Annotated in this window: 16 protein-coding genes; 7 read left to right on the top strand and 9 right to left on the bottom strand. The window is 61.7% G+C overall.

Annotated features, from left to right (window positions below):
- The first annotated feature begins 945 nt into the window (after positions 1–945).
- Positions 946–1,446 carry a hypothetical protein gene (locus tag QJT82_RS27280; RefSeq protein WP_264641813.1) on the top strand — a complete coding sequence of 167 codons (501 nt, stop codon included), beginning with the start codon at positions 946–948 and terminating at the stop codon, positions 1,444–1,446.
- Positions 1,447–1,560: 114 nt separating this feature from the next.
- Here QJT82_RS27280 and QJT82_RS27275 read toward each other — a convergent pair whose 3' ends face one another.
- The 3 genes from QJT82_RS27275 to QJT82_RS27265 form a co-directional block, all read right to left on the bottom strand.
- A complete protein-coding gene (locus QJT82_RS27275) occupies positions 1,561–2,628 on the bottom strand; it encodes a helix-turn-helix domain-containing protein (protein WP_264641814.1) in 1,068 nt (355 codons plus the stop codon).
- 90 nt (positions 2,629–2,718) lie between these two features.
- Entirely contained in the window at positions 2,719–2,892 is a 174-nt protein-coding gene (locus QJT82_RS27270; protein WP_264641815.1) for a ribbon-helix-helix domain-containing protein, read from the bottom strand.
- A gap of 160 nt (positions 2,893–3,052) precedes the next feature.
- Entirely contained in the window at positions 3,053–4,357 is a 1,305-nt protein-coding gene (locus QJT82_RS27265; protein ID WP_264641816.1) for an integrase arm-type DNA-binding domain-containing protein, read from the bottom strand.
- A 300-nt stretch (positions 4,358–4,657) separates the two neighbouring features.
- On the opposite strand from QJT82_RS27265, the gene QJT82_RS27260 reads away from it, so the two are divergent.
- Positions 4,658–4,804: a hypothetical protein gene (locus QJT82_RS27260; RefSeq protein ID WP_155258434.1), complete on the top strand. Its 147-nt coding sequence runs from the start codon at positions 4,658–4,660 to the stop codon at positions 4,802–4,804.
- A 615-nt stretch (positions 4,805–5,419) separates the two neighbouring features.
- Here QJT82_RS27260 and QJT82_RS27255 read toward each other — a convergent pair.
- On the bottom strand, positions 5,420–5,932 hold the full coding sequence (locus tag QJT82_RS27255) for a MarR family transcriptional regulator (RefSeq protein WP_028340207.1): 513 nt from the start codon (positions 5,930–5,932) through the stop codon (positions 5,420–5,422).
- A gap of 454 nt (positions 5,933–6,386) precedes the next feature.
- Between QJT82_RS27255 and QJT82_RS27250 the strand changes: the two genes are divergently transcribed.
- Entirely contained in the window at positions 6,387–7,919 is a 1,533-nt protein-coding gene (locus tag QJT82_RS27250) for a porin (RefSeq protein ID WP_016844978.1), read from the top strand.
- A 438-nt stretch (positions 7,920–8,357) separates the two neighbouring features.
- Positions 8,358–8,537, top strand: a complete 180-nt coding sequence (locus tag QJT82_RS27245; RefSeq protein ID WP_155258447.1) for a hypothetical protein — start codon at positions 8,358–8,360, stop codon at positions 8,535–8,537.
- A gap of 174 nt (positions 8,538–8,711) precedes the next feature.
- On the opposite strand, the gene QJT82_RS27240 is transcribed toward QJT82_RS27245, so the two are convergent.
- The gene (locus tag QJT82_RS27240; RefSeq protein WP_155258433.1) at positions 8,712–8,849 is read right to left on the bottom strand and encodes a hypothetical protein; all 138 of its coding nucleotides are present in this window, start codon (positions 8,847–8,849) and stop codon (positions 8,712–8,714) included.
- Positions 8,850–9,078: 229 nt separating this feature from the next.
- Here QJT82_RS27240 and QJT82_RS27235 point away from each other — a divergent pair, with 229 nt between their 5' ends.
- Positions 9,079–10,041: an SDR family NAD(P)-dependent oxidoreductase gene (locus tag QJT82_RS27235; RefSeq protein WP_028340206.1), complete on the top strand. Its 963-nt coding sequence runs from the start codon at positions 9,079–9,081 to the stop codon at positions 10,039–10,041.
- A gap of 41 nt (positions 10,042–10,082) precedes the next feature.
- Here QJT82_RS27235 and QJT82_RS27230 read toward each other — a convergent pair whose 3' ends face one another.
- From QJT82_RS27230 to QJT82_RS27215, 4 genes are all read right to left on the bottom strand, one after another.
- Positions 10,083–10,550 (bottom strand): GcrA family cell cycle regulator, encoded by a 468-nt coding sequence (locus QJT82_RS27230; RefSeq protein WP_028340205.1) that lies wholly within the window; start codon positions 10,548–10,550, stop codon positions 10,083–10,085.
- Positions 10,551–10,695: 145 nt separating this feature from the next.
- On the bottom strand, positions 10,696–10,896 hold the full coding sequence (locus QJT82_RS27225; RefSeq protein ID WP_016844973.1) for a hypothetical protein: 201 nt from the start codon (positions 10,894–10,896) through the stop codon (positions 10,696–10,698).
- Positions 10,897–11,069: 173 nt separating this feature from the next.
- A complete protein-coding gene (locus QJT82_RS27220) occupies positions 11,070–12,896 on the bottom strand; it encodes an AMP-binding protein (protein ID WP_028340204.1) in 1,827 nt (608 codons plus the stop codon).
- An 87-nt stretch (positions 12,897–12,983) separates the two neighbouring features.
- Positions 12,984–13,925 carry an acetamidase/formamidase family protein gene (locus QJT82_RS27215; protein WP_028340203.1) on the bottom strand — a complete coding sequence of 314 codons (942 nt, stop codon included), beginning with the start codon at positions 13,923–13,925 and terminating at the stop codon, positions 12,984–12,986.
- A 66-nt stretch (positions 13,926–13,991) separates the two neighbouring features.
- Between QJT82_RS27215 and QJT82_RS27210 the strand changes: the two genes are divergently transcribed.
- Entirely contained in the window at positions 13,992–14,786 is a 795-nt protein-coding gene (locus tag QJT82_RS27210; protein WP_028340202.1) for a YdcF family protein, read from the top strand.
- Positions 14,787–14,872: 86 nt separating this feature from the next.
- Complete coding sequence (locus QJT82_RS27205) at positions 14,873–15,655, top strand: DUF169 domain-containing protein (RefSeq protein ID WP_028340201.1); 783 nt, start codon at positions 14,873–14,875, stop codon at positions 15,653–15,655.
- Positions 15,656–15,682 lie beyond the last annotated feature (27 nt).

Here is a 15,682-nt window from a genome sequence, read left to right as displayed (position 1 = left end):
TTTGTTCGTCGTCGTCTTGCTCATAACGGCCCCACCTTCTCAGGAGTTGGGGCCTCCGGCAATCCCGGGGCGGTTCATTGTCTAGATCAATCATGTTGGTTCCTTCGCAAACGATATCGACCTGGCTAACCGCGTGAGCGGTCCAGGCGAACTATCGTGCGATCGTGTTGGGAGGGGTAGAAGCGCCGAAGGCCGTCTGGGTAAATTCCCGAGACGGCCTTCGCGCAAGCTATGCACTCTTATCCCCTCATATTCGATTTCTGTCAAGTCATCGCCAGTGCAAATGCAAACTGCTCTTCGCTGTGAGGTAATGTCAGGGATTTACAGTGACTTTTAGAAGAGCGTTTCAACCTATAAAATAAGGGTGTTTGAGCGCCGTCACCTCCAAAGCATAATTAAACTCCCTTTTTATGGGGGACGTAAGCGCGAGCAATCAAACATCTCCATTCATCGGCCCCAACGTTGCTCTGCGATTGATCGAAAGACCTTCGGACTTGGTTCTCTTTCGTTTCATTGATGGTTCAGTGTTGTTTCTTGATAGGTTAGTAGGCACCTGGTGCCGGTGGTACCGGCAGGAGATTCCGGTGGTACCGGCACCAGATGCCGGTGGTACCGGCAGGAGATGCCGGTGGCACCGGCACGAGATTCCGGTATTAGGATGCCCGGTTCGGAGCCTGAGCGCGTCGTCGATTCAGCGATGCTTTTTCCGCCGCGAGCGACGGACCACAGGTCGATGTACGGGAGACGCTGGCGAGGAAAGAGTGACCAGCGCTCTGTTCCTTGCCATCGCGCTGTTCGGCACGCTGGTGTCGCTTGTGTGGCCTTCCGCGACAAGGACAGACGGCTATTGGCCAGCGCGATACTCACACTCATCGCGGCAACGGCGCCGCCAGTGTCGGCTCAGCGACCTTGACACCAGCAAGTCGGGGCACTTAGAGATCGCCGATGACATCGAAAACACGCACCTGCCTCGCCCTGGCTGCCCTGATAGTGCTTATCCCTTCTGCCATGAAGGCCGCGTCGGCCTACGATTTCAATCGGATCAGGGACAACGAAATACGTGCGATTTGCACCGGGAAATATGAGGGCCGGGACGAAGAGCTGCGGCGCCGCTTCTGTGAGAGCGACGATGTGGATATGCGTCTGCTGATGGGGATCCAAAAAATCGAAACCGGACACACCCATATCGACATTCGGCCCTCCCCAACAGCGGTTGCGGGGGCAGGCGCCTTGAACGACATCATTGCCGTAGCATCGGCCGTGAACTCCACCTGTCGAGGGAGTTACGGAGAAAAGGTTCTGGACGCGATCTGCACCGTTCGCGACCACCTGTATGAGGCGCTGAGCGACCGCGGAGTCTGCAACGGCAAAAAGGGCCAGATCGGCGCCCAGATGACTTGGCACAAATGCACAAACCAGTCGCTCCAATGGCAGAGCGAGAAGTGACATCCATCACCGTTTGATCGGAGTCCAAGCCGAACCGCCCGATCAGCTCGTAAGAGCGGCTGCCGGGCGGTCGCTGGTGGCTCATTAGGGCGGCCGATCCCAATCTGCGATTCACTAGAACGGTGGATCGTTCTCCCAATCGATGCCGCTGACTTTGTGCTCCGGCCACTCGTGGTTGTCGTTCGCTGCGGATTGCTCGTTGTCAGGCTCAGCGCTCGCTGCCGGTTGATCTTTTCGACATGACAGCCAATCGTCCAAGTACCAGGAAAAGGACATGACTTTAGTGCGGTCGAACGGTTCAACCTGATGAACCCCACGTTCTAAATCGATGTCCTGAAGCATCATGACAAAGTCTCCCGCGCCTCCGAAGTCCAGTGCCTCAACTGCGCAGAATTTGCGCCATACAGATTCATCTTCTTCCGGCCGTTCTCCGAATGACCCCCAAACACTCTTCAGGAACTCAAAGCGTTCGCGTTGCGACATGCTGCGGTAGTTTGCGGGCAGTGCGGTCTCCATCGGCTCATCACCGGTCAGAGGACTATCGGCGCAGCAGCCGATGCGTGTGTCTTTGAAGATGGGTTGAGAAGCGGGGTAAGAAGAAGAGTCGGGTGAACCGGGTTCACTGTTTTCGTAGGTGCCGTTCACCGTTTCATGTTTCGCGTTCACCGTTTCTTGTGCGCCGTTCACCGTTTCCTCAAAACGGTGATCGCGGTTCACCGTTTCCCGTTCACCGTTTTCGAGGCGGCCAAACTCATTCCATCCATGCAGGAAGTACATGTTGGACTTATTCCGACCGCCGCCGCCACCTTGGTCCTTCTTGCCGGATGCGCGCTGTCCCGCGGACCTCTTTACGGTCAGGACTTTCTTTTGTTCAAGCTTGGCGATGTTCTCGATGACAGCGCGGCGCGTGCAGCCGCATTCGGCCGCCAGCCGCTCGAATCCTGGGTAGGCGTAGCTCCATCTTGATCGGTCGCTACCGAATCCCTCATTTGTCGAGTCGATGAGGATCGTCATGATGTCTTTCTGGAGCCGCGAATAGAGGCCTGTGACATCGCGTTGCACGGCGCGATTGAATTTCCATTTATTGCCTGCCGTGATTTGGATTCGAACGCCGTCGGGCGTGGTGATGACTGAGTCGGTATTGTTGTCGCTGCGATTGTTTTCGCGGGATTTGTATGTCATAGTCTTTTCGTGATTGTTGAACTGCTTTAAGCCCCTTGGCGTTGGCGCGCCTTGGGGCTTTCTCTTTGCTGGCGATGTCGCAGGGGGTGTTTACGCCGCTTCGCGAACGGCCTTCTCTAGAACCTCTCGCGCGAAGTCGCTGCGAGATCGTCCCTGGCTTTTCGAGACGCGATCGATCTCGGACTTGAGCGCCTCCGGCATCACAAAGCTGGTGGTGATGCCATTCTCCAGCACCGGCGGGCGGCCGCCCTTGTTTCTTTCCATTCGATTTTTCTCCATGATTCAGACGCAAAAAAAACCGCCGGGCGGATTGCCGGGCGGTTTGTACACGTCGCTGATGTTCCGTTTTTCAATAGCTGCATATGGCGGGAACGTCAATAGATGCCGGGCCACGCAAGACAAACGCGCCCGGTAGTTCTATTCGCTAAGCAGCAGCGGCGGCTTGGAGATCGTTCGTTTGTGGCGGTCGATCGCCAACGATGCGACGCAGTTCGGTTGCGAGCAGATTCACGACCTGTCGCTTTTCCTTGAGCATGTCGTACTTATCGTACACCTCAGTGACGTCGCCGTTGACGTGATCCAGCAACGCTTTCACGTCCGGCCGGGGAGCGCCGGCACGACGGGCGATCGTTGCGGCCGTGCGCCGCAGATCATGCGCAGTGAAATGCTCCAAGCCGAGAAAGTCCCGGATACCCGCGCGATCCTCCGTCTTGTTGCCGACCTTCTTTCCGTTCTTCTTACCGGCGAGGGCCTGTGAGAGCGACGCCCGCGCAACCGGAACATCGCCGTCGCTGAACTTCGACGGGAAAACCACGGTCTGGTCATCGTCGCTGATCGCTTCCTTGATCACCTCGACGGCCAAGTCAGATAGCGGAACGATCACCTCCCGACGTTTCTTCACCCGGTGGCGCGGCATGTTGTATTGAGCATCGTCGCTATCGATCCCGATCAGCTCTGCGCGCTCCATCAGTGCCGCTTGATACGGGCGGACCATCGTCGTCAGGATCGTCTTCAACGCCAGCGCCACCTCGCGGTCGGCCGGCAGGTCCGGATGATCGAGTCCCCACCACAACGTTCTGACCTCATCATCGGTGAGGACGCGATCACGCGACTGTTCCTTACCGCCGCGGCGGTCGAGATCAGCGACAGGGTTAGTCTGCACGAGCTTTCGGCCGGGCTGCTTTGCCCAGCTGAACATCTTGTGCAGTACCGATTGCGTTCGGTTCGCACTGACTGGAGCAGTCTCCGCGATCTCATCCAGCAGCTCGGCTACCATGTCATCGGTCACCGTGGCTGCCGGTAACCGTCCCCAGGCTGCCCGGGGGCGCTTCAGATAGTGCTCATCGTTCTTCCACGAGTCCTTGTTTGGCTTCGCGTACTGCTCAATGTACTGATCAGCGAGCTGATCAAAGGATAGCTCCTCCGCATTGGCGGCTTTCCTTCGCTCTGCACGCTTCCTTGCGCGGGGGTCTTCGTCGCGGGCGATTTCCTTCCGATGATCGCCGACCTTGCGCTTGGCGTCGGTCAGCGTGATGTCGTCATATTGGCCGAGGGCGAGGGTCACGGTCTTGGCGAGGATCGGTGACCAGTACTTGAAGGCGAAGGTCTTCGCGCCGTTTTTAGTGACCCTTAGGTAGAGGCCGGGGCATGAACTGTCGGCGAGTTCGATGCGATCTTTGCCGGGAGGGCACTTCGCTGCTTTGATCGCGCTGTCTGTGAGTTTGGGCATCTGTGAACATTGCTTGAACTGCCGCCCTAGTCCCGAGCGGAAATCCTTGCCCTGGGGCAAGGAATTGTCGGGATAGGGTGGCATGTCATGAGACGTTGAGGGACGTTAAGTATTTGGATTTACTTTGGAAGTTGATCCTAACACGTCTCTCCTCGTTCTGCAAATGTTCTCATTTTTTCGCCTGGGAGACTAGGGGTCGGAGGTTCAAATCCTCTCGCTCCGACCATTTTCTCAAAATTCGTTCGGTGATGGTTTGAAGCGGACGCGCATCGCTCGCCGCCGGCTTGCGATTGGTTGCCGATGCTGTTCGCCAGTCGCGGAAAGCTGTGCGCGGAAGCCAACACGCTGCCGTCAATATTGAGCAAACGCTCGTTGAAGAGGCAGCAGCAAGCCGATCGCATCGGCGGCTGTCGTGTCGATGAACAAGCGTTCATGGAACGTCACTGATTTCAGTCGGTTAGTTGCGGGGCGCATTTTGGAGGACAAAATGAAGCACGCAATCATCGTCCTTTCCGCGGCATGCCTGATGGCTTCCACCCCGGTTGCTTTTGCACAGGGTGTTTCGAGCAAATCACCCGGACACGAAATGCAGAAGAAGGGCTCCAAGAAGGGCAGTCCCGGCGCTTCGGGCTATGCAGCCGGGCACAAGATGCAGGCGCGAGGATCGAAAGCCGGGAGCCCAGGGGCCTCTGGCTACGCCCCTGGGCAGACGACGGGGACGGGCACCGGGATGACCGGAGGCAGCTCGACCAGATCCAGATAGTTAGACTGTAAGTTTTTCGGGGCCCCGGCCGTCAGCGCCGGGGCTCCTTTTCCATGGCCCATTCACGGATCGACCGCGGCTTGGCCCGTTTCATGCTTTCCATTGAGGGGCAAAATGGGGGGCCAACGTGATTGCTGAACACTTCCTGGTCTGGGCTGCACTGCTGAGCGTTCTCGCCTTCCTGGCGTTCCAGTCGCCGGGGCGCGGACACCGCTAAGTCTCCGCATCGTACGCTTCGCAAGGTGAGCGCGCGACCGTGCCGGTTGCCAGTCGTCCTGTCCGCAGCAGAGCCGGTCGCTTCAGGCCTCGGCCTCCATCGCAACAATCAGGCAGGCCTTTTCCAGGCGGTTGGTGAGCATCGAAAGCTTGGCCGTGAACTCGGCCAGCTCAGGCTCGCTGAACTCCTCGAAGACGGTTTTCTTGAACGCCTTGTGCTGTTCGGCGAGGCCCGCGAGATGCTTCTTGGTCTTGTCGGTCAGCGACAGCCGGACCACGCGCGCATCGGCCGGGGAGGGCGCGCGCCGCAGCAACTCCTTCTGCTCGAGCAGCTTGGACTGCGTGGTCACGAACGACGGATCGACGTGCAGCAGCTTCGACACCACGTTGATCGGCACGCCGTCATCCTTGTCGAGATCCGAGATCGCGATGAGAATCATCCATTGCGGACCGCTGACGCCAAGCGACCTGCCCCAGAACTGACGGACGCGCTCCAGATGCGAGTTGATGGCGGAAATCTCGAGCGTGAACCGCTTGATGATGTCGAGATGTTCGATGGCGCGCTGGCGCGTCGTATCCTTCCTTGTCACTGACACAGCTTCCTCTTCCCTCGGGCGCCGACTCAGCTTTGTGCTGATTTATTTCTTGTTTTCTGCGCTGCAGTACGTTTTTTCTCGCAAGCCGCCAACGAACGCAAGTGAACGTAAAGTAATTATGATGGCCGTGTGACGGTTGGACTATTTGGGATGTGACAAGTTTTCTCAGGTAAGCAAAGGGCTTACAGGCAGCGTTGCCGGCGAGACACAGTGTGGCCTCATTCGTATTCCTGACTTTATAAACTATTTTGATTGGCGAACTGGCCAATGCATATTGAACCCGGCGGTAGGGGAATCTCGATCGTCCCGTTGCGGTGATCGTTCAAGTCCGTCGCACACCACAGATTGATCTGAGGGTGCGGGGTTTGGGGAAAACGGTCTTGGACAATGCGGGAGGATCACGGGGCGCTCGCGGCCTCGGACTCTCCGCATATGAGCAACTTGGAGGTTTAATATGAATTTGAAGAGCCTTATCCTGGGCTCGACGGCTGCGCTGGTCGCGGTCGGCGGGGCACAGGCGGCCGATCTTCCCGTCAAGGCCAAAGCGGTCGAGTACGTGAAGGTTTGCTCGCTTTACGGTCCGGGCTTCTACTACATCCCCGGCACCGACACCTGCATCAAGCTGGGCGGCTATGTGCGTGCTGACGTCGTGGTGAACGGCAACAGCGTGTACGGCGCGAACTACAACGGCGCCAGCGGTGCCAACAACCGTTTCACGAACGGCTACACCTGGCGTTCGCGTGAAGACTTCAACATCGATACGCGCACCGCGACCGAATACGGCGTGGTCCGCACCTATTTCGATGCGGTGTTCACCTGGACGTCCGACACCTACGCCGGCCAGGGCAACGGCTCGACCGTGTACTCGGCGATCGGCTCGTCTTCTGCGCCGAACAACGCAGGTTCGGGCAACGTGGCTGCCGGCACGGTCGGCGTCTACTATGCCTTCATCCAGTTCGCCGGCTTCACGATGGGTAAGGCGGTTTCGCAGTTCGCTGCCCCCTGGAACGGTTATCCGGGCAACAACTACGACGCGCTCGTCGGTGGCGTGAACACCACCAACGGCATCAACCAGTTCACCTACACCGCGCAGTTCGGCAACGGCGTGTCGCTCGCTCTGTCGGCGCAGGACCAGGTTGCCTACATGCAGGCTGGCGTGAACAACCTCGGTGTCGGTGGTGCTTACGGCTCCAGCGACTACGCCGGCACGATCGCTCCGGACTTCGTCGCTTCGCTCAAGGTCGACCAGGCTTGGGGTATCTTCCAGGCGTCGGTCGCCGCGCATGACAACCACGCTGCCTACTACGGCGGCACCGAGTTGACCGGTCATCCCGACGACAAGTGGGGTTGGGCTGGTGCGTTGGCCCTGTCGATCAAGAACATCCCGACCGGACCCGGCGACACCATCAACATCCAGGGCGTCTACACCGACGGTGCGACCCGTTACAACATCCAGGAACTGGCCAGCCAGGCCAGCTCGATCGCTATCTTCGGTGGTTCGAGCCTGCCGGGCGTCTATGGCAGCGTTGGCTTCGGTACGGCACCCGACACGGTGTTCGGCCCCGGCGGTCAGCAGCAGTCCATCAAGACCTGGGGTATGCGCGGTGCGTACACCCACAACTGGGATCCCTACTGGAACACCAGCTTGTACGGTGCGTTCGCCGCTGTTTCGTACAACGACGCGGCTAAGTCGCTCATCTGCGGCGTTGGTGGCGTCGGTGGTTCGTTCCGTGCTGCATTCGCTGGCGGCGCTGGCGTGACCGCCTGCAACCCCGACTACAACATCGCGCAGATCGGCGTGATCACCCGTTGGACCCCGGTCAAGAACCTGACCTTCTCGGCCGACGTGACCTACTCGCACCTCGATCAGAAGTATGCCGGCATCATCACCACGTCGTCGACTGCTATCGGCAAGCCGACCGCGACCTACGAGCTGAAGGATCAGGACACTGTCCAGATGCTCTTCCGCGCTCAGCGCAACTGGTAATACCGGTTGATCTGATCACGATCCAACAGAACCCCGGCAGGCAACTGCCGGGGTTTTTGTTTGCGGAAGATTCCGAGAAGAGCTGAGCTGCGTCATTTCGGTCCACGCGAACGACGAAGACGAGCCATGCGATTCATTAGCCGCAAACTTATTTACTTACCTGATCTACTAAACTATATACGCCACGGCCAACACATTGAATGTGGCTCTTAGCTAGCTGCTAAGCCTCCCAAACCTCCGGCAATGCCCTGCCGGAGGTTTTTGATTCAAGGGCCCAGCCGGCGTCGACGACGGTGGCGTGCGCGGCCCGCGCAAGCTGCGGCTGGCGATCGGGTTGCCGTCGCCTCGCCGATTCGACGCCGTCAAGATTTGACGGAATCGATCCGCAGTGCATTCTCGCCATTCATGGGACGCTTCAAGAACAGCCGCCTGGCGCGCATGAGCAGCGGCCACTATTGCCTGATCCGGGATCTCGGGCTGGTGAAGGGCGGCAAGGGATTGCGGCACCATGAGGTGATCATCGATTTCTCGTGGCGCGGCCTGCTCAAGCTGGCCCTGAGCGCGGGTGTGGGCGTCCTGCGGCGACGCGCATCCGTGCGCATCGAGACAGCCGAATAGCGCGGGGCCGCGGCTTGGCCTGCGGCCAAGATGCGCGCGATCATCGCGTGAGGCTCACGCGCTTCGCGAACAAGTATTCGAATTCGGGCGACCTGATTCCAGCTTTGTCAGAGCTTCGCCTATGAGGAGCGCGCGCTGTGTCACGCCGCGCGCCGCGCTCTGCGCCGATTGCGATCAACGTGGTCCATCTGCGCAGGTGCTGTCGTTCTGCTTCGCTGGAGTTACCTCGGCGGCCGCGGCCGCGGTGGAAATTCCGGCCGCGATCGCCATCAGCGTTGTCGCGACCAATCTGTTCAGGATGTGCACGATCATCGTCTCCTGGTGTCGATGTCGGATTGTTCGCAACGCGGAATGATTTCGTTACGCGGCCGCTGCTTCAATTTGCTGCAAGCGGCTCACTTGCGCGTGAGGAGGCGCCGTTGCTGGGCGACAATTCGGTGATGTAAGGTGCCGCAGCCAAGCGGTTGGGACTGCGATCCGCGCTCCGGCCGAAACAAAGAAGAACCAGGGCAAGAAAAATAACGGAAGGAACGAATCTCACATGAAGGATTTTGCCGGAAAGATCGCCGTCATCACCGGTGGCGGCACGGGCATGGGGCGCGAGCTGGCACGGCAGCTCGTTGCCGAGGGCTGCAATGTCGCGATGTGCGACGTCTCGGCCGAGGCGATGGCCGAGACCAAGCGGCTGTGCGAGGTCGAGAAGCTGCCGCAGGGCCTGCGCATCACGACCCACGTGGCCGACGTCTCGATCGAAGATCACTACAAGCGCTTCCGCGATGAGCTGATCGAGCAGCAGGCGACAGACAAGATCCACCTGCTGATCAACAATGCCGGCATCGGTGGCGGCGGCAGTCTGTTCAGCAACACGCGCGAGCAGTGGGAGCGCACCTTCAACATCTGTTGGGGCGGCGTCTATCTCGGCGTCCGCACCTTCCTGCCGCTGCTCGTGAAGGCCGACGAGGCGCACATCGTCAACACCTCGAGCGTCAACGGTTTCTGGGCCTCGGTCGGCATGGGCGTGTCGCACACCGCCTACAGCGCGGCGAAATTTGCCGTGAAGGGATTCACCGAGGCGATGATCAACGATCTCCGCCTCAATGCACCGCATGTGAAGTGCTCGGTCGTGATGCCCGGTCACATCGGCACCTCGATCGTGTCGAACTCGCGCAAGGTGCAGAACGGCTCCGACCAACTCAATGCCGACGAGCTCAAGCAGGCCCGTCAGCGTCTGCAAGGGCAGGGGATCGACGTCGCCAAGATGTCGGATGCCGACATCCAGCAGCTCGCGCTCGATCGCGCCCGCATCTTCCATGACGAAGCCCCGACCTCGGCGGCGGCCGCCGCCAAGATCATCCTCGACGGCGTCAAGGCCGAGCGCTGGCGCATTCTGGTCGGTGACGATGCGCATCTGCTCGACGAGCGCGTGCGCAAGACTCCGGAACAGGCCTACACGCCGGAGTTCTATCAAGGCATCGTAGCGGCAACCGGCTGGAAGGTCGGCTGAGCGACCGTCCCGCATCGCGTGCGGGACGGCTTCACTCAGGGCTAGCCGCGCATCGCGCGCTGGCGCGAGCCCGCCTGATAAGCGAGGCGGTAATGCCCCGAGCAATAGGGCATGCCGCCGAGCGGCGTGTTGCCGCAGAAGCAGAAATCATCGGCGCCCGGGGTGCTGATCGGCCAGCGGCAGCGCTGCTCGCTCAGTTCGAACAGCGAGCAGCTGTTGGCGCTGACGATCGGTGCGTCGTCGGGCTCCTGCTCGTAGACCGCCTGGAGCAACCGGAGCTGCTGTTTCGCGGTCGCCCGTTGCGCGGCGTGGGCGGCGGATTTCTTGCGCCGCGCCCGACGTTCGTCCGGCGTCGTGCGTGTGAGGTTCAGCCGCGACAGCTTGCCGATCACCGCATTGCGGCTGACGCCGATATTGACGGCGATGTCGCGGCAGGAGAGGCCGGCTTCAAAGTAGATCTTGAGTTGGTCGACGCGCTCCGGCGTCCAGGTTGGTTCGATGGCAATCATCTGACGGTTCCACGTTCTGTGTTGAACCGCCGCGCCGGCACATGCCTGAGCTCACCACGCGATGACAAGCGATCGCGCCGTGATCTCATCCCCTTTTGAGCATGATCTCTTCGGAAAACCGGTTTCCACTTTTCCGGATCATGCTCTAGGGCGTGCGGCCGTTGTCGCGGATTGCAAGCAACCCGTCCTTGATGGCGAGCCGAATGCCTTCCTCGATCAATGTCCGTGCGACGCCCGGGACGCTCGTGCCGTGGGTGCCCTGTCTCACCAGCTTCTCGAGGTATCCGATGGTCGAGAGCGCCAGCGTGACCGGGACGCGGTCGGTTTCGGCCTTTTCCGTAGCCATGGTGAAACGCTTAACCCTGAACGCCTGTACTGAAAAGTATCTATTTAGAGTCTATTTAGGAATATGACGGTCCGTCAAGCCTGGACCGCAAAATACGGGCGGCCGCGTCCAGCCGCGCCGGAGGCCAGTTCCGGCGCGGTATTGTAGTCAGATTGTCTTGAATAATGAGGCTGTTAGGACCGTAACTCGACCTTGACCGGGAACTTCTTGAGAAGCCGCTCAGCGGTCTCGGCCTTGTCCGGAGGCGCGCTCACACTCAGGTACAGCCCGCGGGACGGATCGGTGACCGCGTCGACACTGACCACGCCGGACAATCCTTCCAGCGCCAGCAGTTCGCGCGCGGCCTCGGCGGCGGCGATCTCGCGCAGCTTCGGCTTGAAGATCTTGCCGACAGGCGTGACCGGCATCTCAGGAATCACCGACACCACGCGCGGGCGTGCCGGCGGCTCCAGGATGTTGTCCTGCACGAAGGCGGCGAGCGCGTTCGGATCGATATGGGAGCCGGGCTGCGCCGAGACGAATAGCATCGGGACTTCGCCGGCGTAGGTGTCGGGACGTCCGACGGCCGCGGCAAGCGCCACGCCCGGGAAGGCCAGCGCGGCGTCCTCGATCGCGCGCGGATCGATGTTGTGGCCGCCGCGGATGATGACGTCCTTGGCGCGGCCCAGGATGTAGACGAAGCCGTCGGCATCGATCCGGCAGATGTCACCGGTGCGCAGCCAGCCGTCGCGGAACGCCTCCTCGGTCTGCTTCTTGTCGACATAGCCAGCGAACACCTGCGGGCCCCTGGTCAGCAGTTCGCCGACCGGCGAGGGCCACGGGCCGGTGTGGAGCTTGCCGCCGTCGAGGATCGCAAGCTCGACCAGCGGATTGCGGGTGCCGACGCTCTCGGCGCGCGGCTTCACGCCGTGCACATCGTGAGTGATGGCACCGGCGAGTTCGGTCATGCCGTAGAGCTGCTGGATGCAGGGACCGCCCCAGGTCGCAAGATAACGCCGCTCGATCTCCGGTGGGCAGATCGAGGCGCCGGTGGCAGTGACACGCAGGGTCGAGATGTCGCTGTCCGCGACCGGGATATCGGCGAGGGCGCCGAGTATCGTCGGCACGTTGCCGGCGATGTTGATGCGGTACTTCTCGATGATCTGCCAGAAGTGCCGGACCAGCGCCGGATCCCGCGCGCCGGCGGGGCCAGGGACGACCATCGTCGCGCCGGCCGCCAGGGAATTGGCCGTGGTGCAGAACAGGCCGCCAACATGGAACAGCGGCATCGTGATCATCGCGCGCTCGCCGCGATGGAAATCGAGCGCCATCCGCGAGGATACCGTGGAGGCGACCATCGCGCGATTGGTGAGCCGCGCCACCTTGGGGTGGCCGGTGGTGCCGCCGGTCGGCAGCATCACGGCGACGCGGTCGGCCTCGCTCATGTCCTTGGACTTGCCGTAGTCGTCGCGCCAGGCGGGATCAGGCCGCAGCACCTCGCCGTCGAAGGCGATGCTCCCGTCGAGCGGCACGGTCATGATGCGCTTCAGGGACGGCACCTCGCGCTGCAGGCCCTCGACCCTCTCATAGAGCCCGCCCGGCATGCCCGGCGGCGGCGCCAGCAACAGCTTTGCGTTGATCGCATTGAGCTGGGCGACGATCGCCTCGCGCGTGAACAGCAGGTTGAGCGGCTCGGCGACACCGCAGGCGGCAGCACCGAAGATCGCGACGACGGTCGCAGGGCACGCCGGGAGCAGGACAGCCACCGCATCGTCCTTGCCGATGCCGTGCTCACGGAAATAGGTTTCAGCGGCCTTGATGCAGCCCATCAAATGATCGTTCGAGATCACGACCGGGTCGGGATCGAGCGGCGAGCGCAGATAGATCGCGGCTTCAGCGTCCGGCGCGCCCTGCGGGCCGCGGGCAATGAGGTCGAGGATGCGCGGGCAGGCGGCGAGCGTCTCCTGCATCTCCCTGTCGCGCGCAGCCTCGTCGGCCGGCGAAAGCCTGTCCTTCAGCATATCCGTCCCCGTCCATTCTTGTTCGTTGGGACGGGGATTGTATCGAGCCGTGCTCGCGGAACACAAGTGCGGCTTATCGACCGCCTGTCAGCCGTGGACCACGGATTTGGCGATCATGCAGTGGATGCCCTTGGAGCCGTTGACCGTCTGCGTCACGCGCAGGTCGGCGGCCAGACTGCACAGCGTGTAGGCGTCCTCACGCGACAGATTGCGCTTCTCGCCGAGCAGCACGATCATGTCGCGTAGCGCCCGCACCACGCACTGGTCGAGATCGGGATCCATCGCCATGGTCATGTAATGATCGGCGGTCTCTGCGCGCGGATAGGCGAGCTTGATATCCTTGCGCAGTGTGAGGCGGAAGCGGCCGGTCAGCGCGGTCTCGATCGCGGTGACGCAGACCTCGCCGTCGCCCTGCACGCCATGGCCGTCGCCGCAGGAGAACAGCGCGCCCGGAACGAACACCGGCAGATAGAGCTTGGCGCCGGCGCCGAGCTCCTTGTTGTCGAGATTTCCGCCCATCGCGCGCGGGATCAGCGAGGAGATGCGGCCCCAGGCCGGCGGCGGCGACACGCCCATCACGCCGAAGAACGGCTTGAGCGGCAGATCGAGCCCCCAGGGCATGCGGCCGACCATGCGCCCGCGATCGAGCGGGATGTTGAGGACGCGTGTCTCGTGGAAATCGTCGGGCAGGGTGCCGGACAATGGCTTGATCAGATTGTAACCCCAGTCCTGTCGCAGCTGAACGTCGAGAATATCGACCTCGAGCACGTCGCCGGGTTCGGCGCCGGCAACCGCGATCGGCCCGGTCAGAATGTGTCCGGGTACCATCCGCTCGCACTTGGCATGGATGTCGTCGAGCTCCGGCGGAACGAAGAATTTGCCGCGGTCGGGCACCACGTCCGGGCCGCCGCTGACGGTCTCGATCGTGATCTCGTCGCCGCTCGCGACGGTCAGAACCGGTTTCAGCTTGGCTTCAAAGAAGCCCCAATGGCAGGTTTCGGGGCTCGACTTCAGATGATGATGGGTCATGTGACGGCTTTTGATTGGTTTCCCAGCAGCGTATGACGCTGTAGCAGAACTTCTCAGGGGCTTCTCTTGTTTTTTGTGCTCTCCAAGACGCTCGGCATCATGCTGCTGCCGATCAACTTCCTGATCGGCATCGGCGTGATCGGCGCCGTGCTGCTGTTGACGCGGTTTGCGCGCCTCGGCCGCAGGTTGATGGTCGCCGCGCTGCTGCTGCTCGCGATCTGCGGCTTCTCGCCGCTCGGCAATGTCCTGATCTCCACATTGGAGCAGCGCTTCCCGCCATGGGACGCCTCGCGCGGCGCGCCGGACGGCATCATCGTGCTCGGCGGCTCGATCGATGCCGATCTGTCGGTTGCGCATGGCACGCCGGTAGTGCGCAGCGCGGCCGATCGCGTCATCGCGGCGGCGGCGCTCGCGCGCAGATATCCGAATGCGCGCCTTGTGTTCACCGGCGGCAGCGCAAACCTGATCTCGAACGATGCGCGCGAAGCCGACTATGCCGCCGAGATGTTCGAGGGTCTCGGCATTGCCAGGTCGCGATTGATCATCGAGCGCCGCTCCCGCAACACGGTGGAGAACGCCGAATTCTCCAGGGCACTGGTCGATCCCAAGCCCGGTGAGCGCTGGCTGCTCGTCACCTCGGCCTACCACATGCCGCGCTCGGTCGGGCTGTTCCGCAAGGCGGGATTCAATGTCGAGGCCTATCCGGTCGACTGGCGCGTCGGCAATGTCTTCAGCTTCGCGACGCTTGCGATCGAGGGCCTGTCGCGCACCGATCTCGGCACACGGGAGTGGATCGGGCTTCTGGCCTATCATCTGGCCGGCAGAACCGATGATTTGCTGCCGGGACCGGCCGCGCGCTGAGCCGCAGGCACTTGTCGCCTCCAACGGCCAATCCTAACATCGACGCAACAGGCGGCGCCAAGCCGCCGATCACGGGAGTTCACGCCATGCAACAGCAGACACCGCCGGAACAGTTCGACCTCGGCGCAATCGTCACCGATCTGAACAATCTGCTGCGGTTGAAGACCACGGTCATCGGCATCAAGATGTTCGCGCGCGTCGAGGAGATGGAGGCGATCCCGAAGATCCGCCGTCCGTCGGCGGTCCACACGACGGACCAGATCGTCAGCATGGCCTCGCGACTCGGCTGGACCGTCGGCATCACCGGCGACGATCTGGTCGGCGCGCAATGCCGCGCGGTGATCGGACTCGCGCCGCAGGACGAGAAGTGGCTTGCCGGCGAGAACTATGTCGGCGTCTGGCACGGCACCGCCGAAGACGCGCGCAAGCGCCAGGAGGCGCTCGATGTGGTGCCTTACGGCCGGTACCAGGCGATGGCGGTGAGCCCGCTGACCAGCGGCCGCCTCAATCCGCCCGACATCTGCCTCGTCTATGCGACGCCGGGACAGATGATCATCCTGATCAACGGGCTCCAGTATACCGGCTACAAGAAGTTCGAGTGGGGCGTGGTCGGCGAGACCGCCTGCGCGGATTCGTGGGGGCGGGCGCTGAAGACCGGCGAGCCGAGCCTGTCGCTGCCATGCTTCGCCGAGCGGCGCTATGGCGGCGTGCCGGACGAGGAGATGCTGATGGCGCTGCCGCCGGCCTATCTGGTGAAGGCGATCGCCGGCATGAAGCAGCTTGCCAAGAACGGCCTGCGCTACCCGATCGCGCCCTACGGCATCCAGGCCGACGTGCGCGCCGGCATGGGCGTATCGTACAAGAAATAGCCGATTGCGTCGCCGCGCCCGCGATGA

The sequence above is a fragment of the Bradyrhizobium sp. Mp19 genome, from assembly GCF_029952935.1.
Taxonomy (GTDB): Bacteria; Pseudomonadota; Alphaproteobacteria; order Rhizobiales; family Xanthobacteraceae; genus Bradyrhizobium; species Bradyrhizobium elkanii.
This window is presented reverse-complemented; position numbering and strand designations above follow the sequence as displayed.